The organism is Herbaspirillum sp. Her4, from assembly GCF_057961335.1.
On sequence record NZ_CM176330.1, the window covers coordinates 3,788,503 to 3,809,982 of the forward strand.

At 61.8% G+C, this 21,480-nt stretch carries 26 protein-coding genes; all 26 read left to right on the top strand.

Translation table 11 applies throughout. The annotated features are described in order from the left end of the window. Window positions 1–10 precede the first annotated feature (10 nt). The 26 genes from ACWFUC_RS17175 (at window position 11) to pilN (ending at window position 21,467) form a co-directional block, all read left to right on the top strand. The gene (locus ACWFUC_RS17175; RefSeq protein ID WP_489625505.1) at window positions 11–643 is read left to right on the top strand and encodes a hypothetical protein; all 633 of its coding nucleotides are present in this window, start codon (window positions 11–13) and stop codon (window positions 641–643) included. Between the two features lie 10 nt (window positions 644–653). Continuing rightward, complete coding sequence (locus ACWFUC_RS17180; RefSeq protein ID WP_204725532.1) at window positions 654–980, top strand: hypothetical protein; 327 nt, start codon at window positions 654–656, stop codon at window positions 978–980. After that, window positions 977–1,429: a hypothetical protein gene (locus ACWFUC_RS17185; protein ID WP_204725533.1), complete on the top strand. Its 453-nt coding sequence runs from the start codon at window positions 977–979 to the stop codon at window positions 1,427–1,429. Before ACWFUC_RS17180 ends, ACWFUC_RS17185 begins: the two co-directional genes overlap by 4 nt. Before the next feature lie 22 nt (window positions 1,430–1,451). Beyond that, window positions 1,452–1,718 (top strand): hypothetical protein, encoded by a 267-nt coding sequence (locus tag ACWFUC_RS17190; RefSeq protein ID WP_259435114.1) that lies wholly within the window; start codon window positions 1,452–1,454, stop codon window positions 1,716–1,718. 8 nt (window positions 1,719–1,726) lie between these two features. Beyond that, a complete protein-coding gene (gene sctV, locus ACWFUC_RS17195; RefSeq protein WP_204725535.1) occupies window positions 1,727–3,817 on the top strand; it encodes a type III secretion system export apparatus subunit SctV in 2,091 nt (696 codons plus the stop codon). 198 nt (window positions 3,818–4,015) lie between these two features. Continuing rightward, window positions 4,016–4,480, top strand: a complete 465-nt coding sequence (locus tag ACWFUC_RS17200; RefSeq protein WP_489625506.1) for a hypothetical protein — start codon at window positions 4,016–4,018, stop codon at window positions 4,478–4,480. 68 nt (window positions 4,481–4,548) lie between these two features. Next, window positions 4,549–4,974, top strand: a complete 426-nt coding sequence (locus tag ACWFUC_RS17205; protein ID WP_259435116.1) for a hypothetical protein — start codon at window positions 4,549–4,551, stop codon at window positions 4,972–4,974. Window positions 4,975–5,029: 55 nt separating this feature from the next. Beyond that, window positions 5,030–6,067, top strand: coding sequence for an FHA domain-containing protein (locus tag ACWFUC_RS17210; protein ID WP_489625507.1), 1,038 nt, complete (start codon window positions 5,030–5,032; stop codon window positions 6,065–6,067). A gap of 5 nt (window positions 6,068–6,072) precedes the next feature. Further along, complete coding sequence (locus ACWFUC_RS17215; RefSeq protein ID WP_204725538.1) at window positions 6,073–7,461, top strand: FliI/YscN family ATPase; 1,389 nt, start codon at window positions 6,073–6,075, stop codon at window positions 7,459–7,461. Continuing rightward, complete coding sequence (locus tag ACWFUC_RS17220; protein WP_204725539.1) at window positions 7,458–7,961, top strand: hypothetical protein; 504 nt, start codon at window positions 7,458–7,460, stop codon at window positions 7,959–7,961. Before ACWFUC_RS17215 ends, ACWFUC_RS17220 begins: the two co-directional genes overlap by 4 nt. A 3-nt stretch (window positions 7,962–7,964) precedes the next feature. Beyond that, complete coding sequence (locus ACWFUC_RS17225; protein ID WP_259435120.1) at window positions 7,965–8,582, top strand: hypothetical protein; 618 nt, start codon at window positions 7,965–7,967, stop codon at window positions 8,580–8,582. A gap of 74 nt (window positions 8,583–8,656) precedes the next feature. Continuing rightward, a complete protein-coding gene (gene sctQ, locus ACWFUC_RS17230; protein ID WP_489625508.1) occupies window positions 8,657–9,754 on the top strand; it encodes a type III secretion system cytoplasmic ring protein SctQ in 1,098 nt (365 codons plus the stop codon). Further along, window positions 9,748–10,407 (top strand): type III secretion system export apparatus subunit SctR, encoded by a 660-nt coding sequence (sctR, locus tag ACWFUC_RS17235; protein ID WP_204725541.1) that lies wholly within the window; start codon window positions 9,748–9,750, stop codon window positions 10,405–10,407. The genes sctQ and sctR overlap by 7 nt, the downstream gene beginning before the upstream one ends. A 41-nt stretch (window positions 10,408–10,448) precedes the next feature. Continuing rightward, entirely contained in the window at window positions 10,449–10,712 is a 264-nt protein-coding gene (gene sctS, locus ACWFUC_RS17240; protein WP_204725542.1) for a type III secretion system export apparatus subunit SctS, read from the top strand. Window positions 10,713–10,725: 13 nt separating this feature from the next. After that, on the top strand, window positions 10,726–11,520 hold the full coding sequence (gene sctT, locus ACWFUC_RS17245; RefSeq protein WP_489625509.1) for a type III secretion system export apparatus subunit SctT: 795 nt from the start codon (window positions 10,726–10,728) through the stop codon (window positions 11,518–11,520). Beyond that, window positions 11,517–12,629 carry a type III secretion system export apparatus subunit SctU gene (gene sctU / locus ACWFUC_RS17250; protein WP_489625510.1) on the top strand — a complete coding sequence of 371 codons (1,113 nt, stop codon included), beginning with the start codon at window positions 11,517–11,519 and terminating at the stop codon, window positions 12,627–12,629. The genes sctT and sctU overlap by 4 nt, the downstream gene beginning before the upstream one ends. Beyond that, the gene (locus ACWFUC_RS17255) at window positions 12,626–13,231 is read left to right on the top strand and encodes a hypothetical protein (protein ID WP_489625511.1); all 606 of its coding nucleotides are present in this window, start codon (window positions 12,626–12,628) and stop codon (window positions 13,229–13,231) included. Before sctU ends, ACWFUC_RS17255 begins: the two co-directional genes overlap by 4 nt. Before the next feature lie 84 nt (window positions 13,232–13,315). Further along, window positions 13,316–13,717: an EscI/YscI/HrpB family type III secretion system inner rod protein gene (locus ACWFUC_RS17260; protein ID WP_204725546.1), complete on the top strand. Its 402-nt coding sequence runs from the start codon at window positions 13,316–13,318 to the stop codon at window positions 13,715–13,717. A 102-nt stretch (window positions 13,718–13,819) separates the two neighbouring features. Further along, window positions 13,820–14,677: a type III secretion system inner membrane ring lipoprotein SctJ gene (gene sctJ / locus ACWFUC_RS17265; RefSeq protein WP_489625512.1), complete on the top strand. Its 858-nt coding sequence runs from the start codon at window positions 13,820–13,822 to the stop codon at window positions 14,675–14,677. A 32-nt stretch (window positions 14,678–14,709) separates the two neighbouring features. Then, window positions 14,710–15,300, top strand: a complete 591-nt coding sequence (locus ACWFUC_RS17270; protein WP_489637217.1) for a hypothetical protein — start codon at window positions 14,710–14,712, stop codon at window positions 15,298–15,300. Window positions 15,301–15,332: 32 nt separating this feature from the next. After that, window positions 15,333–15,941, top strand: a complete 609-nt coding sequence (locus ACWFUC_RS17275) for a FliH/SctL family protein (RefSeq protein ID WP_489625514.1) — start codon at window positions 15,333–15,335, stop codon at window positions 15,939–15,941. 124 nt (window positions 15,942–16,065) lie between these two features. After that, complete coding sequence (locus tag ACWFUC_RS17280) at window positions 16,066–16,293, top strand: hypothetical protein (protein ID WP_017453244.1); 228 nt, start codon at window positions 16,066–16,068, stop codon at window positions 16,291–16,293. Window positions 16,294–16,297: 4 nt separating this feature from the next. Beyond that, window positions 16,298–16,714, top strand: coding sequence for a hypothetical protein (locus ACWFUC_RS17285; protein WP_489625515.1), 417 nt, complete (start codon window positions 16,298–16,300; stop codon window positions 16,712–16,714). Beyond that, window positions 16,711–18,795, top strand: a complete 2,085-nt coding sequence (gene sctC, locus ACWFUC_RS17290; protein WP_489625516.1) for a type III secretion system outer membrane ring subunit SctC — start codon at window positions 16,711–16,713, stop codon at window positions 18,793–18,795. The genes ACWFUC_RS17285 and sctC overlap by 4 nt, the downstream gene beginning before the upstream one ends. 354 nt (window positions 18,796–19,149) lie before the next feature. Further along, complete coding sequence (locus ACWFUC_RS17295; RefSeq protein WP_259435126.1) at window positions 19,150–19,743, top strand: toxin co-regulated pilus biosynthesis Q family protein; 594 nt, start codon at window positions 19,150–19,152, stop codon at window positions 19,741–19,743. Further along, window positions 19,743–21,467, top strand: coding sequence for a PilN family type IVB pilus formation outer membrane protein (gene pilN / locus ACWFUC_RS17300; protein WP_489625553.1), 1,725 nt, complete (start codon window positions 19,743–19,745; stop codon window positions 21,465–21,467). The genes ACWFUC_RS17295 and pilN overlap by 1 nt, the downstream gene beginning before the upstream one ends. Window positions 21,468–21,480 lie beyond the last annotated feature (13 nt).

The window sequence follows — 21,480 nt, forward strand, 5'->3', positions numbered from 1 at the left end:
CAACGCTGGCATGGGCAGCGTACCGCCGCCCTTCGCATCGGCCGTTGATGGCAGCGTCTGCCGACAGGGCGGGCACTTTTTTCATTCAATTCTTCGTCAGTGTTTTCATCCACTCGCCAAGATAGGAAGAATCAAGATGAAATCGGATTTGCGCAAGAACCCGCATCGGAGCATGGGTCGCTACTGGCTCACAATGTCCGATGCCTCGGCATTTACGCTGGTGCGATCAAGTATCGCCATCGCCGATGAGTTGCGCGTGACGCTGTCCGATAAGGAGAAGCTGTTGATCACGCAAAGCAGCGCGGAACTGGCGGTACTGATGCTCACCGCCGCAGAAGCGGGCTGGGGCAAGGGCAAGATGGCACATCTGGTGTCGCAGATGGTGGATGTGCGCAAGCTCGACAACCACGGCAAGGGCAGGGTGTATCTCCTGATCCGGGATGCTATGACGCGCTTGCCCACCATGCTGTGGCCGCAAGAGAAAATGCAGATGCGCCGCGAATTGCTGGAAGAGCTGACCCGTCAGATCAACCTCTACCAGGACGATGCGTCGAGCGTGACGACCCGTGACGAGATTCGCGAGCGCCAGTGGCGTGAATCGGTGCTGGCCATGCGCCAGCAGGAAACCAGGATCCGGAGCTGAGAGCAGGGAGATGGAAGAGATTCTCACCACGATGATTCATGACGCCAGCTTGCAGAAGGTGGTGGCCACCCGACGTCTGGAGGATGGCTTGGTGCTGTTCGTGTACCCACTGGCCGAGGGCGTCATTGTCGGGCTGGGCGGCACGCGCGAGGGGGCAGCATCTGTTAGGCAGATCTTGAGCCGACGCGCGGAAGATCTGGAACGGTATGGCACCTGGCTGCCCGCCATGTTCACCGACGGCAGCCTTTACGTGCTGCGCCGACTGAACAGCGTGCATGAGCAAGTCCCGCCACTGGACGATGCGGCGCTGGCCATTGCAGAGGAGTTGCTCAATTGATCCATCAGAAAGTCAGTGCCAGTGATCCGGGCTATCTGCCCGGACTAGACGAGCTTGGGGAGATCCATAGTCTTCCCCAGCTGCCGGTCAACCGTAAGGCGCTGCCGGAGTTGTTGCCGGTAGAGCAGGAGAATTCGCTGCCCCCCCTTGATCTGCCGGTAGATCCGGGGATGGTGGTGCTTAACCGGTTGCTGGGACCCGAATGCTCCTCTGACAGCCCGGCATGGAGCATCAACCCGGTGCCGCGCATGCGCGAACTGCAGAAGGTGCTGATCGCCCATTCGCTGCAACTGCCTGAACAACAACGCGGCCCTTGTCTAGCCGCAGTGCGCAGGATCAACGACAACATCGACTGGCGTCTGCGCCTGCAGCAGATGCGGCGCAGCCACGCCGAGGGACCGTCCATTCAGCAAGACCAGGAAAATGATGAGAAGAAAGAGACCGCATGATGCCCTCTCCGAGGAACGGCTCATGGCCATCGGTCTGGTCTGGGGCTACTTCAGCGCCTACCAGTACGAAGCGGCCCTTGAGCTGGCCCAGGGCTGCCTGCAGGTGTGGCCGGACGATCCGAAACTGTTCCTGATGGCGTCCTATGCGGCGACCGAATTGCTTGAGCCGGTGGACCGACAGCGTCTTGTGACCATGCGCAACACGGAAAACGCAGCCTGGATCGACCTGATCCTCGCCAGGCTCAATGCAGGCGGGGCGTCCGAGGCGCCGTGCGCCACCAATCTCTAGGGGAAGGCATGCAAGGAATCGGGATATTGATGGCGCTCAACAAGTTTGCTGCCAAACTTGCCCAGCGCGCCGAGCTGATCGTCGCCGCCTTCGTCATCGGCATCGTGTTCATGCTGGTGCTGCCCATGCCGGTATGGCTGCTGGACATGCTCATCGCCTTGAGCCTGTGCATCTCCGGCTTGATCGTGATTGTGGCAATGTACATGCCTGGGCCCACAGCCTTTTCCACCTTCCCGGCGGTGCTGCTGCTGACCACGCTGTTCCGGCTGGCCATCTCGGTCTCGACCACGCGGCTGATCCTGCTGGAAGGCGACGCCGGTCATATCGTCGAGACCTTCGGTAACTTTGTCGTGGGCGGCAACTTGGTGGTCGGTCTGGTGATCTTCCTGATCCTGACGGTGGTGCAGTTCATCGTTATCACCAAGGGCTCGGAGCGGGTCTCGGAGGTATCGGCACGCTTTTCGCTGGATGCCATGCCCGGCAAGCAGATGTCCATCGACAGCGATCTGCGCGCAGGTATCCTCACGGCCGAAGAAGCCAAGGAAAAACGCGCCAAGCTGGGACAGGAAAGCCAGCTGCACGGAGCCATGGACGGCGCGATGAAGTTCGTCAAAGGGGATGCCATCGCCGGCATCTGCATCGTGGCCATCAACCTTATCGGCGGCATCTCCATCGGCATCATCCAGCGCAATCTGGATGCCGCAGAATCGATGCGGGTCTATTCCATCCTCTCCATTGGCGACGCGCTCATTGCGCAGATTCCGGCACTGCTGATTTCGCTGGGTGCAGGCGTGATCACTACCCGGGTCAGCAAGGATGAGGAAGCGGGAAAGAGTACCAATATCGGCCGCGACCTGGTCGGCGAGTTGTTTGCCGAACCGCGGGCTCTGCTGACGGCAGCGGCCATCATGCTGTTGTTTGCCGCCATACCTGGCATGCCCAGCATGGTCTTCATCATTCTTGCGCTGGCTCTGTTCGTGGCCGGCATGGTCGGGATCCTCAAACCGCTGGCCGATGCCCAGAGCAAGCTGGAGGCCGAGGAGATCGAGCGCGCCAACGCCGGTATCGTCGACCTCACCAACTTCTCGGCCACCACCCCCTTTACATTGCGCATGCCTGAAGCCATGCGCAACACGCCGGAGGCCGAAATCATTCGCTCGGCGGTACGCATCATGCGCAACGGACTGCTTGAGCGGCGTGGCATTCCGGATCTCAAGCCCATCGAGTTCGAGTTTCATACTGCCGTGCCGGAAGGTCGCGTGCAATTCCTGATGGCGGAGGTTCCCCTGATCGACGAACCCATCATGCTGGGCTGGGGGGCGACCCGCGAGAATCTGGAGCGGGTGACCGAGCTGGGCTTCGAGGCGCACGAACGCAATATCGCCGGATCGCGCCGTCGCCGCGTCTGGCTGCGCCTGGAAGATGAAGAAAAACTGGCCGAGACAGGCGTGCCAGTACAGCGCTGGGAACACGTCTTCTCCGCCGATATCGAGGTGGAGATGCTGCGCAACTGCCAGATGTTTGTCGGCGTCAACGAGGTCATCCGCTTCACGCGCTGGGCCGAGCGGCGTTACCCCGAGTTGGGCAAGGAAGTCATCAAGTCGGTGACGCTGCCCCGGCTCACTGAAGTGGTACAGCGCTTGACGCGCGAAGGCGTCGCCCTGCGTAACGCCCGCCTGCTGCTGGAGACTACCCTGGATTGGGCACCCAAGGAACGCGATCCGGATGTCATCGCAGACTACGTGCGGCTGGCATTCAAGCGTCAGCTCTGCTTTGAGGTCGCCAGGGAGGGTCTCATCGAGGTGATCCTGCTGTCGCCTGAACTGGAAGACAAGCTGCGCAATGCCATGCGCCAGACCAGCCAGGGCAGTTACCTCGACATCGATTCGGAACTGGAACAGATGTTTCTGGACCGCCTCAACGAATTGTCTTCCAACGTCAGTACACCCATCACGCCACCGGTACTGGTGACCGCCGCCGACATCAGGCGCTCGGTGCGCAAGCTCATCGAAGAAGAGTTCTTTCCGGTGCCGGTCTTCGCCTTTTCCGAACTGACCCAGCATGCCAAGGTAAAGCCGGTCGGGATGATCGAGATCTGAGCCGGGCAGGTCAGCGCCACTGCGCCACAGTGGAACTTGTTGCCACAGACCGACATAAAGTAGGGTAGGTCTTCTCCGTCCCGCCCCGCTGCCAGCCTGCAGTCAGTCTGGATGCCTGCGACCGCAAGGCGCGACGGTGAAGATGTCAGGGGCTGCCATCACGGCGCTCATCGCAATCCATCTGTTGGAGCAACAATCATGGCTTTTCACATCAATTCCTCGGGAGCGCCCGAGATTCATCACGATCACGCCGCAGAGACCGGATCCTCGTCCCTGCTGGCCAAGGTCTCGCGTCAGGCCGTGTCGCTATCGCGGCGGTTCATGGTGGCGTATGCCAACTTCAGCCTGAAGCACCTCGAACACACCATGCGCGTTTTTTCGGCACGCAACGGCGAGATGCACCATACCCACACCTTCTACACCGGCATCTTTGCGCATGCAAGGCAACGGTTGCAAGGCGAGCAGCACAGGGTCGAGCAAGATCTGCTTAGGCTCTTGACACTGCTGGAGACGCGGGTGCCTGGTGCATTGCACGGTGCGCATGCAACGACCACGCCGCCGACTTTCACAGATGTTCTGGAAGCCCTGGCACGCCAACGTCAACGCGAAGCTGAGGCCGGTGCATCGGCGCCAGAGCGGCAGGATCGCCGCGAACAGAGCTGATGCGACTGGCGTTTCAGCACACCGTCCTTTCGCCTATCCCTATCGCTTGATTCAACGGAGTGTAAGTCATGAGCTTTTCTGCAAAAGAAGTACCAGCGCAGCCGCACGCGTCACCGATGACCCGGGAGCAAGCGCAGAACATCATCGACCGGGCGAGCAAGGATAGCTTTCTGGCACAGGAGATCGACCAGCTCCGGGAGAAATGTTGCCTGTTCATCGGGGAAGTCATGCAGGAGGTCAATCAGGCGCTGGCCGAAAAGGAAAAACGCACCCCTGCGCTGCTGCGCAGCAAGTCTGACAGCACCATTTCCTTGCAAGCAGCCGGCCGGGAGCGCGAGAAGCAGGCCAAGCAGCGCCGTGAACTGGCCGAAGCCATGGTCATCGGGGCCTTGCTTAACAGTGACAATCCCGGCTGGAATCCACTGGACCCATCGACCGCCAGGAGCGGCGGTGGCAGCCTCTTGCTGGCCCTGCTCAAGAGTGCCGAGTTCTGAGCCAGCAGGGGCACCAACATCAACGGTTCACACTTGAATTTGATGGAGCATCGTCATGCATGAAATGCGGATTCTGAATGGTTATCTTCGCGGTGCAACTATCCCGCTTGGCGACCAGGTCTGCATCATCGGTGCCAGCGACGAGGCCGATGTGGTCCTGGCGGACCCCGGCATTGCGACACACCACGCCAGTGTTTCGTTGAGCCCCGAGGGCTGGACGCTGGAAGCGCTGGACGGCCAACTGCACAATGCCGAGGATAACCAACAGCGTGAATCCCTCAAGCTGGAGGTCGGCGATTTCGCACGCCTCGGCCCGATCTGGCTGACCGTTACCGAAGAAGGCAGTATTTGGCGGGACCCTCCACCGGAGCCGGTCGGCAGCGTGGTTGAGGCGCCGGATGCGTCGATCCCGCCCGCCTCGGAAGACGACAAAGAGAACCACACGGTCATGGACGACGCGGTGAGGAGTGCCATAGAGGCTACGGCCATACCCACGGTAGAGACCTTGCCTAACCTGCCCACCAGCGCCAACCGCGGGCGTCGCCTGTTGTTGCTGCCCTTGTCGCTGGCCGCGCTGCTGTCGGCGGCAGCGGCGTATGCCATCACCCGCCATTACCCGTCCGGCGTGGAGGAAAGTTTGAGCCCCAATGAGCGGCTGTTGCCGCCGATTGGGGCTACGGCGGCCATCGAGGCACCTGCTGCCAAGATGACGCCTGAACAGTTGCGTGCGGCCTTCCGCAAGCGGCTGGCAGAGGTGGATCTGCTCAAGCGTTTCAATCTGCAATTGGCCGATCGCGAGTGGGTGTTGGAGGCGGCCCTGGATGAGGACGAGAGCGAGCGCTTCCAGCGCATGCTAGCCAACTTCGTGCGTGCACATGACATTGACTTCCCAGTGAGGGTCAAGATCGGCAGCGCCGAATCGATGTTGCCGTTTCGCATCCAGCAGGTGATTTCCGGCAGCAACGCCAGCATCGTCACCGACGACGGTCGGCGTCTCTATATCGGCGACGAATATCGCGGCGTTGTCTTGGCCGGCATCGACAGCAACCAGGTCAGTTTCACCGGCCGCCGCAACATCAACGTCCGGTGGTAAACCCGATGACAAGCACAACCGCAGCCGTCAACGAGGCCGATCCGCTGGAGAGGAAACTGCAGCATATCCGCCAGCAGCTCGGGGTATGGCGCCAGAGTCTGCCTGTGCGTCCGGGTTTCGTCAGTTTCGGCAAGGTGTCGCAGGTGCTGGGCACCTTGGTGGAAGCGCACATGCCGCCGGTCCAGATCGGCGAGCTTTGCCATCTGCGCGACCCGCACGTCGAAAGTCCGCCGATCCTGGCCGAAGTGGTGGGCTTCACCGACAAGGCGGCGATCCTGTCGGCCTTGAGTCCGCTGGAGGGGGTCTCAAGCAGTACCGTCATTGAACCCTTGCGGCGCGCCCACAGCATCGAGGTCGGGGATCACCTGTTCGGTTGCGTGCTGGACGGATTCGGTCGCTGGATGTTCCGCGCGCCGGCAGCGGCGGAGAACGTGGCCACCTGGCGCGCGATGTCGCCAGTCATGCGCGACGCCCCCAAGGCTACCGACCGGCCACGCATCTCGGTGCCGCTGGCCACGGGCGTGCGGGCCATCGACGGTCTGCTGACCATGGGGACCGGACAGCGTATCGGCGTCTTTGCGGGGCCAGGATGCGGCAAGACCACGCTGATGGCGGCCATTGCGCGCGGCTGTGAAGCCCAGGCCATTGTCTTCGGACTGATCGGCGAGCGTGGCCGAGAGCTCAACGAATTCCTGGAACATGAACTGGATGCCGAATTGATCCGCAAGACCGTGGTGGTCTGTGCGACTTCCGACCGGACCTCGATGGAACGGGCGCGCGCGGCCTTTACCGCCACCGCCATCGCCGAGGCTTTCCGCGATCGTGGCATGAAGGTATTGCTGCTGGTGGACTCACTGACCCGATTTGCCCGTGCCCAGCGCGAAATCGGTCTGGCCGCCGGTGAGCCACCGGCCCGGGGCGGCTTCACGCCCTCGGTCTACACCATGCTGCCACGCCTGATCGAGCGAGCCGGGGGGACCCCGCAGGGTTCGATTACGGCGATGTACACGGTGCTGGTCGATGGTGAATCGGCGTCGGATCCCATCGGCGACGAAGCCAAGTCGCTGCTGGATGGCCATATTCTGCTGACCCGCAAGCTTGCCGAGCAGGGGCATTACCCGGCCATCGATGTGCTGGCCAGCATCAGCCGGGTGATGAGCAATGTGACCACTCGTGAGCATCGCAAGGCCGCATCGCATTTCCGGGAACTGATGGCGCGCTATCAGGAGATGGAGCTGCTCATCCGGCTGGGCGAGTACAAGAGCGGTACCGACCCGGTGGCCGACCGCGCCGTCAAGCTGCGGGCCGAGCAACTGGCCTTCCTGCGCCAGGATACCAGCAGCAGTGACCCGTTCCAGCCGACGCTCGACAAGCTCATGGAATTGCAGGCATGACGACTGCGCATCAGATCGCGGATGGGATCGGGCGTCGCAGCCGCCGTGAGGTCATCGATGTACCCGAACGCAAACGCGAGGACCGGCGGCTGGATCAGTTGCTCCATGTGCGCAAGCAGCGTCTCGGGCGTCTGGAGCGCGAACGCAACGAAGCCCGCCAGGCCTGGCGGGCTTCACGCAATCAATTGCGGCAGGCACGGGAACTCTGGCGGGACATGATGGCCCGCACCCAGGCGCAGTGGCAGCAATCGCGCCGTGAATTCATGCAGATGACACTGACCACCGGGCAATTCAATCGTGCCAAGGCACTGTACAAGCGCATGCAGGCGGAAAGCGCCCAATTGTATCTGCGCTGCCAGGAATGGGTACAACGTTGCCGGCAGGCCCGCAGCGTCTTTTTCGAGGCACGGCGCAAGGTGCTGGAAGCCAATCGGCAGCAGGAAAAACTGTGCGTCTTGCGTGACGAAATGCGCGCGCAGGCGCAGATGATGGAGCAATGAAGAATGCCACCTCAAACAATTTCCTCGGTCTTGGAGCGCATCTATGGCGAACCGCTGCCCGTACAGCGCTCACCGGCCAATCGCGCGCCGCCATTCACGACGCACTTGCCGCCGGTACGGCCGGCCCCGGCAGCAGCTCTCTCGCATGGTCAGCCCGCTACGCAGAGCAATCTGCGTCCACGTGCGCCCGAGAGCCCCCGGCGGGTGACCCGGGAACGTTCCGCCATGTCGGGCAGCGGCGAACGCACGCCCGCCAGCGCCAGTGATGCGGCCCGTATGGAGGGCTGCTTCGTGATGCCCGAGGGCAGAGAGCAGGGGCACTCGGGGGAGGACGACAGCCAGTCCGAAGAGGGACTGGGCAGCACGGACGCGACGTCGAATTTCGATACCGAGGCCTTGCTCGATCTGCTGCCCGTACAGGCACAGAGCGGCGTCTTCGAGGTCATGCTGCCCGGAGGCGAGACGCTGGCCGTGCTGACCGACCTGAGAGAGTCGCTGGCCTCGTTCCTGCTGGCGGCCGGGAGCGATCGGCTGCGCCAGATCCTGCTTGGCAAAAGATTGGAACTGGAAAAGGGACTGGCGCGACGTATGGGCAGAAGCGTGCGACTGGCCGTGCTCTAGCCGGATGGCCAATAGCCCGGAGCCAGCCGCAGTGCAGGCCCCCACGATCAACCATGCAGCAGGATGCCCCATTCATGCCCGATACCGTTTCCGGCGACCTGGCGGAGCAGAACGGCGAGTCTGCCCGATTGACCACGAATCCTCTTCTGCGCCGCGCACCCAAGGTTTCTTCCAGCCTGGCGGCACTGACGCGCAAGGTCGGACGTGGGTTACTTATGGTGCTGCCGGACCAGGACGCCGAGCTGACGCTGCGTCTGGCCACAGCCAATGCGGTGGCACAAACACCAGACATTGCGCTCCTGCTGTCGGGACCGGCCGGCTCCGTATGGCTGGACGACGGCATACGCTGGTTGCGCGTACTCACCGGCATCGACCTTACGGCAGCACTGGCCGCTCAATCAGCGCAGGAATGTCCACCGTGGCTGACCGCTGCCGTGGCCGCCAGATTGCAGGGCAGCCTGCCGTGCCGGACAGCACAGATTAGGGTTGCACCGATAGCCGACACATCGCAGGTCTGTACCCTGGAATTGAGCCTGCAGCAAGACGCTCATTTGATGCTGGGCCGGCTGCACGCGGCACCGCAAACCTTGCTGCGCTTGCTGGAGGACTGTGATCTCACCGCGTTGCGCGCATCGGAAGACGATTTTTTGGCGATCCCGTGGTGCCAACCCGTGGTGCTCGGATGGCACCGACTAAGCGATGCTGCCTGCGCCGCACTGGCACCGGGGGACATCATCTTGCCCTCCCGTCCGGCCTTCCAGAGCAATGGCACGGGCAGGCTCAATCTGGCCGGGCGCAGCTGGCGTGTACGTTATCTCGCTCCCGCGCAACTGCAACTCATCTCATCGGAGTCAGGCTTGGATATGGAATCAGCAGAGGATCTCGATTATGGCGCAGCGGCGGATTCATCCGCAGGGGAGAGCGCTACGGACGACGACGCGCCGGCCACGCTTGAAGAGTTGTCGCTGACGCTGGCCTTTGAACTGGGACGCATTACCTTGCCGCTGGGAGCACTGCGCAGTCTGGCACCGCAATCGATTCTTGCCTTGCAGTCCGGCCAGCCTGGCGATATCGGCATCTTTTGCGGAGGCCGCCGGGTAGGACAAGGCGAAGTGGTGGATGTGGATGGTGCGCTGGGCATTCGTATCGTCCACTGGGGTGGGGCATGCTGAACAATCAGTTTGACGTCGTCTCGTTTTCTGTCCTGCTGGCCCTGCTGGCGCTGATCCCGCTGCTGGTGGTGACCACTACCTCGTTCCTGAAGATTTCCTTGGTGTTGCTGGTCCTGCGCAACGCCATCGGGGTGCAGCAGGTGCCACCGACACTGGCGATCTATGGCATCTCACTGGCGTTAAGCGTGTTCATTATGGCCCCGACGGTACAGGAAATCGGGGTACACGCATTACAGACGGAGTCCTCGCCGGTCGCTTCACGGACCACGCCATTGTTGGTGAGAGCACAGGAATCCTTCGAGCCACTGCGCAAATTCATGATGAAAGTCAGCCGACCGGAGCAGCGCGAGCTGTTTCTTGCATCGGCCAAGAAGCTCTGGCCCAAGGACGTGGCCAAGGAGGCTCGCCCCAGCGATGCGCTCATTCTGATCCCGGCGTTCGTGGTATCGGAACTGCAGGCCGGCTATGAGATCGGGTTTCTGATCTATATCCCATTCGTGATCATCGACCTGCTGATTTCGAATCTCTTGATGGCGCTGGGTATGCAGCAGGTCAGTCCGCAGACCATCACCATTCCCCTCAAGCTGCTGCTCTTCACACTGGTGGCCGGCTGGGGCAAGTTGCTCAACGCGCTGGCGCTGTCCTATGTCTGACAGGACCTACCGGATCGGCGCAATTTCACGAGAAAGCGAACATGGCTGATACGCTCAATTTCTTCCAGCAAGGCCTGTGGATGGCAGTGATGATGTCGGCACCGCCGCTGGTCATTGCTACGCTGTGCGGCGTAGCGGTCTCATTGATCCAGGCGGTGACCCAGATCCAGGACCAGACGCTGCCCTATGTGGTCAAGCTGGTGGCGGTGGCCGTCACGCTGGCAACCATGGGCCGCTGGATCGGTGTTGAACTGCTGCGGCTGGCGGATCTGGCCATGACCATGGTTCCCGACATCGGCCGCTAAGACGGCGGTCCCCATGCAATCCTCCACCCTGATCGACCTGCATGCGGTGATGGTGACCGTTGCCATCGTCACGCCGCGCGTGCTGGTGTGCCTGGTGATCCTTCCCGGTTTCGGCCTGAACGTGCTGACCGGGATGGCCAAGAACGCCACCGCCATGGCCATTGCGCTGCCAGCCGCGGTACCGACCTTTCTGTTCGTACAGGACCGCGTTCCCGATTTCCTGCTCTCGGCCATGCTGGCCTTCAAGGAAGCCATGATCGGTCTGCTGTTCGGTGTTCTGATGGCGCTCCCGCTGTGGGTCACGCAGTCTATCGGATCTATCTTCGACATGCAGCGCTCCCCCATCCAGATCCAGGCCAACAACGCCAGCGTCGACCGTGATGCCAGTGCCCTCGGTGCCATGCTGCTGCAGGCGGTGGTGCTGGTGATGGTGCAGGCAGGACTGTTTTCGGCTCTGGCGCGGATCCTGCTGGAGAGCTATGCCCTATGGCCTGCCTACACCTTGCTGCCACCTTTTGATGCAGGGCATTTCGATGTCCTGGTCACACGTTTCGGTGAGTTCCTGTGGTATGTCGTGGTTTACGGTGCGCCGGTCATCATTCCCCTGATGCTCATCGAATTCGCCTTCGCCATCATCGGCGTATTCGCCTCCAATCTGCAGGTCTCCTTTGCGTCGGCCCCCATCAAGAGCCTGGTCGGCTTGCTGATTCTGCTGATGTACTGGGCCACTTTTTCCCATCACGTCACCGGTGATTTTGCCCACCTGCTGGATTTGCTGGCCAGCCTGAGCGATGCGGGGAAACGATGAGCGACGAAAAGAACGAAGAACCTACCCATAAGAAGATCGAGGATGCCAGGAAGAAGGGCCAGATCGCTGTCAGTCGGGACCTGGCGCGGCTGGCCATGCTGGTGGTGGTGGCCGAGCTGGCCTTGGCCACCGAATCACTCTGGCGCGGTGCCATCTCCAACCTGATGGATGCCGGCATCCATGGAGTGGGACAGGATTTCATCCCGGTCGCCATGTCCATCCTCAGTTCGGCCGGCATCTTCGTGGCCATCGTCGTGGCCACCTGCTTTGTGGTCTGCATCGTCATTGGCGTGGCCGCGCACTGGGGTCAGTTCGGGATGCTGGTGGCCAGCGAGGCGCTTACGCCCAAGTTCGACAAGCTCAATCCGGTCAATGGTCTCAAGCAGATCATCTCCAAGAAGAAGCTGGTAGAGCTGATGACCACCGTGGGTAAGGCGCTGTTGATCGGCTGGATCGTCTACGTGCTGGTGCGCGGGAATCTGGCGAACATCGTTTCTCTCTCCAGCGGCGATCCCAAGGACAGCTATTACGGTTTTCTGACGATCCTGCGGTCCATTTTCCACGTCGTCATCGTGGTCTGTCTGTGTATCGGCATGGTCGATTTTGCCATCCAGAAATACTTCCACAAGAAGGAACTCATGATGGACAAGGAGGAAATTAAACGCGAGCACAAGGAGTCCGAGGGCGATCCGCTCATCAAGGGGCAGCGCAAGCGGCTGGCGCGTCAGTGGGCCAACGAGGCACCGGCGGCCAAGACCGCCAATGCCAACGCCGTGGTGGTCAATCCCACCCACTTCGCGGTGGCCCTTTACTACGATGCGGGCCAACAGATGGTTCCGCAGGTACTGGCCAAAGGCAAGAACGAGACGGCCCGGGCCATGATCCGGCGCGCGCGCGAATGCGGCATTCCGGTGATTCGCCATGTCTGGCTGGCCCGCCACCTGTACGCCCATTGCGATGAGGATACGGTGATTCCGAGAGAAAGTTACGAGGCCGTCGCTCATGTCTATGCCGTGGTGCATGAGCTGGTGGCCAGTGCCCGGACCGACCGCCACGTCGAGTTGGAAAGCTACGGCATCAAGCCGGATTCATCCGAAATGCCACCATGATGAAAATGACCGAGCATCTCTGCAGTGCCGAGCAGCCGAGCACTCCTGGGACAGCCCGCGAAAGCCTGCCCCGACGCACCATCAAGGCCACGCTAAGCCAGACCATCACCCGGGTGCGCGTGAGCAGCGCCAGGGAAGGTCGCGACAGCTCGGAGAACAGTGCAGCACATACCGGCATCAGTGACATCACCGGTTTCAATTGCACCGTCCAGCTGGAGATCATCGGCGATATGCCGGCGGCCGCACTGTCTTCCTCTCCTGGCACCGAAGCAAGGTCCCAGGAGGCTGGCGGTCTGCTGCTGGACGAAACGGATAGCCCGTCGGATGACAAGGTCGGCCTCGCCACGGGCGGCACCGGGCGCGGCGATGGCGAAGAGAGCATCATCGGCAGCGGTGATCGCGCCCATCATCTTGCATTGAACTACACCCAAGTCGCGGTGTTCCTGCGAACTTCTCGCATCATCAGGCCGCCACTGATTGCGCCCGGTGCCCCCCTGTCGCCGAGCCAGCGGCAACGTCGCTGCCTGCAGTCCGGGTTCTGTGATCCTTCCTCGCCGCTGGGCTGCGGCGGGCAATTGTGCGACCTGCTCCCCGATTTCTGATCACGGGCAGGGGCGGAACCAGCGGCGCGCCAGCGACCACACAGGAAGGAGTCAAGAGCGGCCATTTCCTGGAGAGGCGAAAACATGAGTGTGATGACCGAGGCTGGCAGCGCCGGCTATTCCTTTGAAACGCTGGGCAAGAACAACAACGTGATGCTGGACTTGCAGCCCGTCAATGCGGCCGACAGCAGCGATTTCCGTGCGGCCCTGGCGCGCCATCTGAACAACGATCCGGCGCATATCAAGACCGACAACGCCTCCCTGGGTTCGGCCATCGTTGGCCGCACCACGCACCTGGCGGCGGAGATCAAGCAGGACCAGCAGTACGTCTCCAAGCTGCTGGAACAAGCCACCCGCACCGGTGACTCCATGCAGTTGATGAAAGCGATGATGGCACTCAATGATTTCCAGCTACGGGTGCAGACCGTCTCCAAGGTCGTCTCCAAGGCGGTGACCTCGGTTGATTCTCTCACCAAGCTGCAATAAGCCATGCGCTTTCGCTCACTAGCCAATGTCCTCTCCCTGCGCTCGCCATCACGGTGCAGTAACCGGCTGCTGGCACAGCTGCCGCGCCTGGGAGCGATCCTGGTGCTGCTGCTTCTGCTATCGGCCTGCTCCCGATCGGTCAATCTGCAGGCCGGCCTGTCCGATGGCGATGCCAACGAAATCGTTCTGGTGCTCAATCGCAAGGGCATCAGTGTCGAGAAGCAGAAGAGCAAGGAAGGCGTGACCCTGATCGTCAAGGAGGATGATCTCTCGCGCGCCACCGAGACCATGAACGAGGCTGGCCTGCCGCGCCGCAGCCTGTCCAACCTGGGCGAGGTGTTCAAGAAGCAGGGGATGATTTCCACCCCCATGGAGGAGCGTATCCGCTACATTCATGGGCTCTCCGAGGAACTGGAATCAACGCTGCAGCAGTTCGACCATGTCATCTCGGCGCGCGTCCATGTCGTCCTGCCGGAGCGGATTGCACCGGGCGAACCGATTCAGCCGTCGTCAGCAGCGGTATTCGTCAAATATCGTGCACCGCTGGACGAGGATATGGTCATGCCGCGCATCCGCAAGCTGGTGGCCTCCAGTATTCCCGGCCTAAGCGGCGAGGAGGGACGTGCCAAGGTCTCGGTGGTGATGATGCCCGGTGAGGCAGCCACGGCGGGTATCGAATGGACCACTCTGGGTCCCTTCGTGGTGGCTGTCTCGTCGGTGAGGGCGCTTGGCCTGACCCTGCTGGGGCTGGTCTTGCTGGTCCTGCTGGTGGGCGGCTGGCTGGTATTGCTGCACGTACAGCGAAATCCCAAGCTTATGTTGATGATCGCCCGGCTAGCGATGCGCAAGGCCAAGTCCGCAGATCCCAGCGAGCCGAGTGCGACTACGGCAACGCCGACTTCGCCAGCCCCCGCAGCCGCAGCTGCGACGGCAGGCAAGGCAGGGCAGGGAAAATCGTGAAAGATCTGCTTGCCGACCCAGCATCGCCGATCTTGAGTCAGGCCTTTCTCGACTGGTGGTTCGCCCCCTGGCAATACTTTGAGCTGCCCGTCCTGCCGGGGATGAGCGCGACCCTGGTGGCCAAGCGCGACAGTTATCGCGCCTGGTGTGAACGCGCCGCGCTGGCCCCGGACTTGCCGCGCCTGTTCGAACCTGGCTGGCAGAGTGCAGCCAGCCAGCAGGGGGAGGAGTTGCGCCACCGTGCCGGGCTGTTCGGCGGCCTGTTCGCCGCGCGTGAGCGCCAACAGTCGGTTCTCGGTACGCTGGCGCGGGACCAACAGACCTGGTGTCAGCGCGTCTCGCTGGCCCAGCCGCTGACGCGCTGCGTCCCTGGGATCAGCAGGTACGACGACGGGCAGGCAGACGCTGTGCTGGTCGGACTGGCCGAACTGGCCTGGCGGCTGGAACAGCATTTTCCCGGCATGTGGGCGCGCTTGCGCGGCTTGCTGGATCACTCCGAGCGCAGCCGCATCGACAGCGCCTTGCCCGCTGCGGCTCATCCGCCGGTATCCGAATCAGCCGCCGCCGCCCGGCGTGCCTTGCGGTGTTGGCAGTCCTGTTGCATGCGCGCGCAACAAGGATGATATCGACCCGCGTTTTATGAAAGTGACGACCCATGAGCGACTTTGCGGTGCAACGTGTGACCATGCCGGATCATCTGCGTGCGCACCACGGTGTGCTGCGTCTGACCGGTCTGACCGTGACCAGCGATGCGGCACAACTGGCAGCGCAGATGCTGGCGCAGGCCCGCGACGAGGCTGAACTGGTCCGCGAACAGGCCGCAGAAGAGGCGCAGCACGCCGTGAAGCGACAGCAGGAAGAAGTCGCGCAACGTGGTACTGCGTTGCTTGACGGCTTGCAGCGAGCGCAGTACGACATGCTGGAGCGCATCGAACAAGTGGTCGTGGAACTGGCGCAGGACGTCATAGAGCGCCTGCTGCTGGAGCTTACCCCGCGCGACCGCATCGCCGCCATGCTGCGCAGGGTACGGCAGGAGGCACCAGCCAAGCTGCATGAGGCAGTATTGTGGGTCCATCCGGACGACCAGCCGCTGCTGCCGGCTTCGCCCTGGGAGATCCAGACCGATCCCGCGCTGCCCCCCGGCAGTTGCCGGCTGGAGGCGGCCAGCGGGGAGTGGCGCAGCGACTTCGCACTGGCGGTGCAGGCCTTGCGCGATGGTCTGGCCGGTGCCAGCACTCACCTCAAACCGCAAGCCCCGTCATGAGCTGCGGTGGTAGAGCGCATCGGCCCGGCCGATAGCGACCTCGCAAAAAATCCGAACTGAAGTCCTGACCGCTGCCACCTATCTGCCGTACGCCCCCTGTCATCCACATGAGGAGATGAGTGTCATGTCGAGCAATCCGGTACTGCAGAATCTGCGCCACATGGACAAGAAGTTCGATGAGATCAGCCAGAAGATCAACGACTTCAACCGCCAGCAGGCCGATGGCGAAATGCCTGATCCAGCTGCCTTCATGGATCTGCTGCAAAAGCAATCCGTCACCAAAAGCGCCATGAGCGCCCAGTTCAATCTGCTGCAAAAGCCGTTGAAAACCGTCCTCAACGAAACCAAGTAACACGATGTCCCCCGAGAGCCCAGACCACTGGCTGCAGACCCTGCCGCCGGACGAACCGGTCGTCATCGATGGCGAGACGGTGTTTCTGCGGGTACGGAAGGAAGGCGCCGAGCTTGGCGTCTACCTCGGCGGTCGACCCAGCGACAGCGCACTGGCCGAGGCCATGCGTGTGAGTTTCCAGAGCGCCAGAGAATTCGAAGCAGGTCTGGGCTGGGAGCCGGAGGCCGGACTGGTACTGTCGCGCTGGGTGGCCGGTGCAAGCGGCTGGTCAGACCTGGCAGAGCCGCTGGAGCAGCTGCTCAACCAGCTGGCCTTGTGGCGTGCCGCCTTGTCCCGCACACCTGCCAGCCATGACAAACACGCCAGGCGCGATGAAGAACGCTTCTACAAACTGTTGTTTCAGTCCGGGGGAATGAAATGAATATCCGCGAGTTGATCAAATCGTGGGGCATGGGCATCTTGCTGGTGGCGTTGCTGCTGTGGGGGACGACACTGCATGCGGCAGTACCCGCAGCATGGAAGGACAGCGGTTTTTCCATCAATGCCAGCGGCATGACGCTCACTGGTGTGCTGGAGGATTTTTCCCGTACCTATGGGGTCCGGCTGTCGATGAGCGGCGAGGGCGACCGCCTGGTGAAAGGACGACTCAAAGCCGACAACGGTATCGAGTTTCTCAACCGGCTCGGTGCGACCTACAAGTTTCGCTGGTTCGTCTACAACAACACGCTCTACGTCGCCGCGGCCAGCGACAACACCTCCGAGCGGCTGGAGGTAGGTGAGGATGCCGTGCAGGATGCCAAGGCTGCGCTGGTCGGCTTGGGTCTGTATGACGAGCGGTTCGGTTGGGGCGAGCTGCCGGATGAGGGCGTGGTCATTGTCAGCGGCCCGCGCAGCTATGTCGATCTGGCCCGTAATGTGCTGCTGCCCGCCAGTGACAGAAAAGTGCCCCGCAAGGGACGGCAGATCATGATGTTCCGCCTCAAGTACGCCACGGCGATGGACCGTGTCATCACCTCGCGCGGCAAGACCGAGACCATTCCCGGTATCAAGACCATCCTAAGTAACCTGCTGTTCGGTCCCAACAGTGGTGAGAAACTGAGCGGTTCCACGCCACGCTTCGATGCCGCCAGCAATAAACGATCGCGCCTGCCCAAAAATGAGCGCGCTGCCATTGGCGATAGCGCCAGCGAGGGTCTGGGGCCGCTGTTTTCTGCGCCGATGGGCAATGGCAATAACCTGATGATGCCGGGAGGCGGGATGGAGACGGGTCGCAGCGGCGCTGGTGCCGGAGAGTCCGGACGCGCCAGCGAAGAGGACGGACGTCCGCGCATCGAAGCCGATCCCAGCCTCAATGCCATCATGATCTACGACAACATCAACAAGCGCGACATGTACGCCTCGCTGATTGCCGAACTCGATGTCCAGCCGCAGCAGATCGAAATCGAGGCCCTCATCGTTGATATCGATCGCAGCAAGCTCTCCGACATGGGCGTGGAATGGGGGGTGCGCGCCGGGGCAGTCAACAGTACCATCAATGCCACCACTGCGGCCTCGGAAGGTATGAACCTGCCATTACCCGGGGCCACGCTGCTCATCAGCAATGCCGCCCGCTTCTATGCGCGACTCAAGGCCATGGAGTCCCATGGCGATGCCCACGTCCTAGCCACGCCTACCGTACTGACTCTGGACAATGTGGCGGCCGTGCTCGACCTGAGCCGAAGCGCCTACGTGTCGCTGGTGGGCGAGCGTGTGGCAGACCTGGCCGACATCACCGCCGGGACCAAGCTGCGCGTGATCCCGCGCATCATCCATGACGGCGGACAGACGCGGGTGCGACTGGAAGTAGACATCGAAGATGGCTCATTGGACAGCAACGACAGCGGTAACTCCGGCAATGCCAACAATACGGTATCGACCAGCGTCACCCGTTCCACCATCAGCACCCAGGCCATTATCGACTCACAGCAGACCCTGATGATCGGCGGTTATCGGGCCGAGGCATTGAGCAAGAACAAGCAGAAGGTTCCGGTCCTGGGAGACTTGCCGGTCCTGGGCGGGCTGTTCCGCAGCGAATCGCAGTCAACCAGCACCAAGGAGCGACTGTTCCTCATCACGCCACGCATCACCGGCACCGACGGTCTGGATGTGTCCACGGCCAAGGCATTGCGGGAAAAGTCGCCTGATCAATCGGGTGTACCGGCCATCCCCGCTGCGCCTGCTTCAATGCCGGGCGCGCCAGCCACACCGATGCCTGCGCTGCCTCCTGGCATCCCCGGTTCCACGACCGGACCCGTGCTACCGGTGGGACCGCCGGCGCATGCGGCCGGCGCAAGCGATACGGCAGTGGCCAGCGCGACTCCCGCCACTGTGCCCGTTACCTCTCCGGCCCCGGTCGCCACTGCTGCCGCACCTGGCCCTTTCAGCCCCATTGGGAATGGCTTGCGCCTGCCCACCCGGGCGCGAGTCCAGTGCAAGCGACCCGCCGGCGTCGGAATGATGTAGGTGACCGCGCAGTGAATACAGCCTTCTCGCACAAGAGGGCGACGGTCGTGAGAGCGATTTGGTGAGAAATCGAACGTTCGCTCTTTTTAAGAAATGGTGGGGACGATTCTAAGAAAATGCCGGTCATATTTTTTGAGAATCTCCGTCTTGAATCTTCTTTACTATCAACCAGAAATCAAACGAACAGATGCCGACCGAGTCAAGGTCGCCACACTGGATTCGAGGAGAAATTGCGGGCAGACGACACTTTCTGTATCGCTGCAACACCGTGACAAGAGCATCGGGCGGTGAAGAATTCAACCAAATGACGCATAAGGGTTAGTCATGTATTCAGAACAAATTACTTACAAATGCATGAACAGGGTACTAAGTATTTTCTCCTTTACGCTGGGTTGCACCCTGTTGGCCGGTGGCTTGCAGGCTGCCCAGGCGCAAACCTCCACCGAGCATCTGTTCCCCGTGACGAGCCGGTTCGACCTGCTGGCGGACGAGGGCGGCCTCTCTGATGACTGCGATACCGCCCCGACGGGGCTGGCCACCGGCGACAACGGCGTGATCATGCTGGCCAAGCTGGATGGTCAGAAGACGCGGGCAGCCGGGAAGGGCAGGAATGGCGGGGCCACTACGCCGGCACCGGATGTGGAGCAACTGCCGGCAGCGCTGCCGCAGAGTCCGACGGCACCGGATGCACAGGAGACCTGGGAAATCATCGTCTCTGACAAGACCCTCAATGCCGCCCTGGCGCGCTGGGCCAGCAAGGCTGGATGGCAACTGGTGTGGGAGCTGCCGGTGGACTACGCGGTCGAGACCCGCACCACTGTCCATGGCAGTTTCGAGGAAGCGGTGGGTGCCGTGACACGCGGCATGGAAAGTGCCGAGATCCCGATGAAAGCCATGTTCTATCAAGGTAACAAGGTCTTGCGTATCACGGCCAAGGGGGCGGAATGATGAAGGCAAAATACTGGGCGCTGGCACCGTTGGTCGTCGTCATGGGGGGATGCACCGCGCTACACAAGATGGAAAGCGATATCGATGCCACCACCGACAAGACCGCCAGCCTGGTCAAGGAGGTCGGCCGCACCGCACCAGGCGCGGTGATGCCGTCCACGCCGCTGGTGACTCACGACAGCGGCATCTGGTTGGGTAAGAACGTGGTCAAGCTGGGGCAACCGGCGCTACCGCCCATCTTCTACGAACCCACTACCTTTGATCGCACCCTCTATTCGCTAAGCGAGCTGGCCGAGCGCATCACTTTGCGCACCGGCATTCCCAGCCGGGTCACCGCCGATACCCAGGAAGTGGCCGGGATGGCATTTCGCAATCGCCCGGGAGCGGCCGGGTTCAATGCCACCCAGCCGCTGCCGCCTGGTTTGCCCGGCGAGAATAACCAGGGAGCAGCACCGGGCGCGACGGCCGGCAATGCCGCACGCCTGCCGCTGCCCTCTGCTCCGACGCCACAATTGCTGTCCCTGCCGGGAGATGCGTCGACAGGCGTACGAATTTCCTATGCCAATGGTTCGCTCAAGGGCTTGCTCGATACCGCCGCTGCGCGGTTCGGCGTCTCATGGAAATACGTTGACGGGACCATTCAGTTCTTCCACACGGAGTCGCGCAACTTCCAGATCAATGCCATTCCAGGCGACTCCACCTTCACGGCCACCGTAACCAGCGGTGCGACCTCCACCGGTGGCGTCTCGGGAGGCGGTAACAGTGGCGGGGGCAGCGCGACTTCCAGTGGCAGTGCCGTATCGGCCAACAATTCCCAGAACACAGGGGTCGCTTCTAAGCTATCGGTCTACAGTGGTATTGAGAATGCCATCAAGGTCATGCTCTCGCCCTATGGCAAGGTACTGGCCTCGCCGGCCACCGGTGCCATCACGGTCGTCGATACCCCGGATTCGCTGGACAAGATCGCCGCCTATATCGATGGCGAGAACAAGGCACTGTCACGCCAGATCGCCATCAATGTGACGGTGCTGTCGGTAAGTCTGTCGCATTCCGACGAATACGGTATCAATTGGAGTGCGGTCTACAACAGCCTGAACCGGAACTTCGGCATCAGCAACAGCTTCACGCCAGCCTCGCCGGGCTCCGGCAATTTCACGGCCGGTATCGTCGGCTCGTCCAAGTTTTCCGGTACCACAGCGGTGATCAATGCCTTGTCCGAACAGGGCAAGGTGCGTCGCCAGACCACCGCCTCGGTCGTGACCCTGAACAACCAGCCCGTACCGGTGCAGGTAGCACGCCAGACCAGTTACTTGCAGTCTTCGCAGACGTCGATCGTGGCGCAGGTCGGTACCACCACCACCCTGATCCCGGGCGTAGTGACGGCCGGCTTCAACATGAGCATCCTGCCGCACGTGCTGACCAATGGTACGGTGATGCTGCAGTTCTCCACTGACATCTCTACCCTGCGTGGCATCCGGCAGATCGAAAGCAACGGCAGCCGTATCGAATCCCCGGAACTCGATACCCGCAATTTCCTGCAGCGTGTCGCCATGAAATCCAACGAGACGCTCATCATCAGCGGCTTCGAACAGACTGATGACAACCTCGATTTTAAAGGGGTGGGGACGCCCAGGAATTTCCTGCTCGGTGGTGGCGTCAATGGCCAGAACAATAAAGAAATCATCGTCGTGCTCATCACGCCGGTGGCCATGGCGGCGATCTAAGGAACAGGACCCG

Coding starts and splice junctions, on each gene's coding strand:
- ACWFUC_RS17175 (WP_489625505.1), top strand. CDS start 11: ATGGGCAGCGTACCGCCGCCCTTCGCATCGGCCGTTGATGGCAGCGTC.
- ACWFUC_RS17180 (WP_204725532.1), top strand. CDS start 654: ATGGAAGAGATTCTCACCACGATGATTCATGACGCCAGCTTGCAGAAG.
- ACWFUC_RS17190 (WP_259435114.1), top strand. CDS start 1,452: ATGGCCATCGGTCTGGTCTGGGGCTACTTCAGCGCCTACCAGTACGAA.
- sctV (WP_204725535.1), top strand. CDS start 1,727: ATGCAAGGAATCGGGATATTGATGGCGCTCAACAAGTTTGCTGCCAAA.
- ACWFUC_RS17200 (WP_489625506.1), top strand. CDS start 4,016: ATGGCTTTTCACATCAATTCCTCGGGAGCGCCCGAGATTCATCACGAT.
- ACWFUC_RS17205 (WP_259435116.1), top strand. CDS start 4,549: ATGAGCTTTTCTGCAAAAGAAGTACCAGCGCAGCCGCACGCGTCACCG.
- ACWFUC_RS17210 (WP_489625507.1), top strand. CDS start 5,030: ATGCATGAAATGCGGATTCTGAATGGTTATCTTCGCGGTGCAACTATC.
- ACWFUC_RS17215 (WP_204725538.1), top strand. CDS start 6,073: ATGACAAGCACAACCGCAGCCGTCAACGAGGCCGATCCGCTGGAGAGG.
- ACWFUC_RS17220 (WP_204725539.1), top strand. CDS start 7,458: ATGACGACTGCGCATCAGATCGCGGATGGGATCGGGCGTCGCAGCCGC.
- ACWFUC_RS17225 (WP_259435120.1), top strand. CDS start 7,965: ATGCCACCTCAAACAATTTCCTCGGTCTTGGAGCGCATCTATGGCGAA.
- sctQ (WP_489625508.1), top strand. CDS start 8,657: ATGCCCGATACCGTTTCCGGCGACCTGGCGGAGCAGAACGGCGAGTCT.
- sctR (WP_204725541.1), top strand. CDS start 9,748: ATGCTGAACAATCAGTTTGACGTCGTCTCGTTTTCTGTCCTGCTGGCC.
- sctS (WP_204725542.1), top strand. CDS start 10,449: ATGGCTGATACGCTCAATTTCTTCCAGCAAGGCCTGTGGATGGCAGTG.
- sctT (WP_489625509.1), top strand. CDS start 10,726: ATGCAATCCTCCACCCTGATCGACCTGCATGCGGTGATGGTGACCGTT.
- sctU (WP_489625510.1), top strand. CDS start 11,517: ATGAGCGACGAAAAGAACGAAGAACCTACCCATAAGAAGATCGAGGAT.
- ACWFUC_RS17255 (WP_489625511.1), top strand. CDS start 12,626: ATGATGAAAATGACCGAGCATCTCTGCAGTGCCGAGCAGCCGAGCACT.
- ACWFUC_RS17260 (WP_204725546.1), top strand. CDS start 13,316: ATGAGTGTGATGACCGAGGCTGGCAGCGCCGGCTATTCCTTTGAAACG.
- ACWFUC_RS17275 (WP_489625514.1), top strand. CDS start 15,333: ATGAGCGACTTTGCGGTGCAACGTGTGACCATGCCGGATCATCTGCGT.
- ACWFUC_RS17280 (WP_017453244.1), top strand. CDS start 16,066: ATGTCGAGCAATCCGGTACTGCAGAATCTGCGCCACATGGACAAGAAG.
- ACWFUC_RS17285 (WP_489625515.1), top strand. CDS start 16,298: ATGTCCCCCGAGAGCCCAGACCACTGGCTGCAGACCCTGCCGCCGGAC.
- sctC (WP_489625516.1), top strand. CDS start 16,711: ATGAATATCCGCGAGTTGATCAAATCGTGGGGCATGGGCATCTTGCTG.
- ACWFUC_RS17295 (WP_259435126.1), top strand. CDS start 19,150: ATGAACAGGGTACTAAGTATTTTCTCCTTTACGCTGGGTTGCACCCTG.
- pilN (WP_489625553.1), top strand. CDS start 19,743: ATGAAGGCAAAATACTGGGCGCTGGCACCGTTGGTCGTCGTCATGGGG.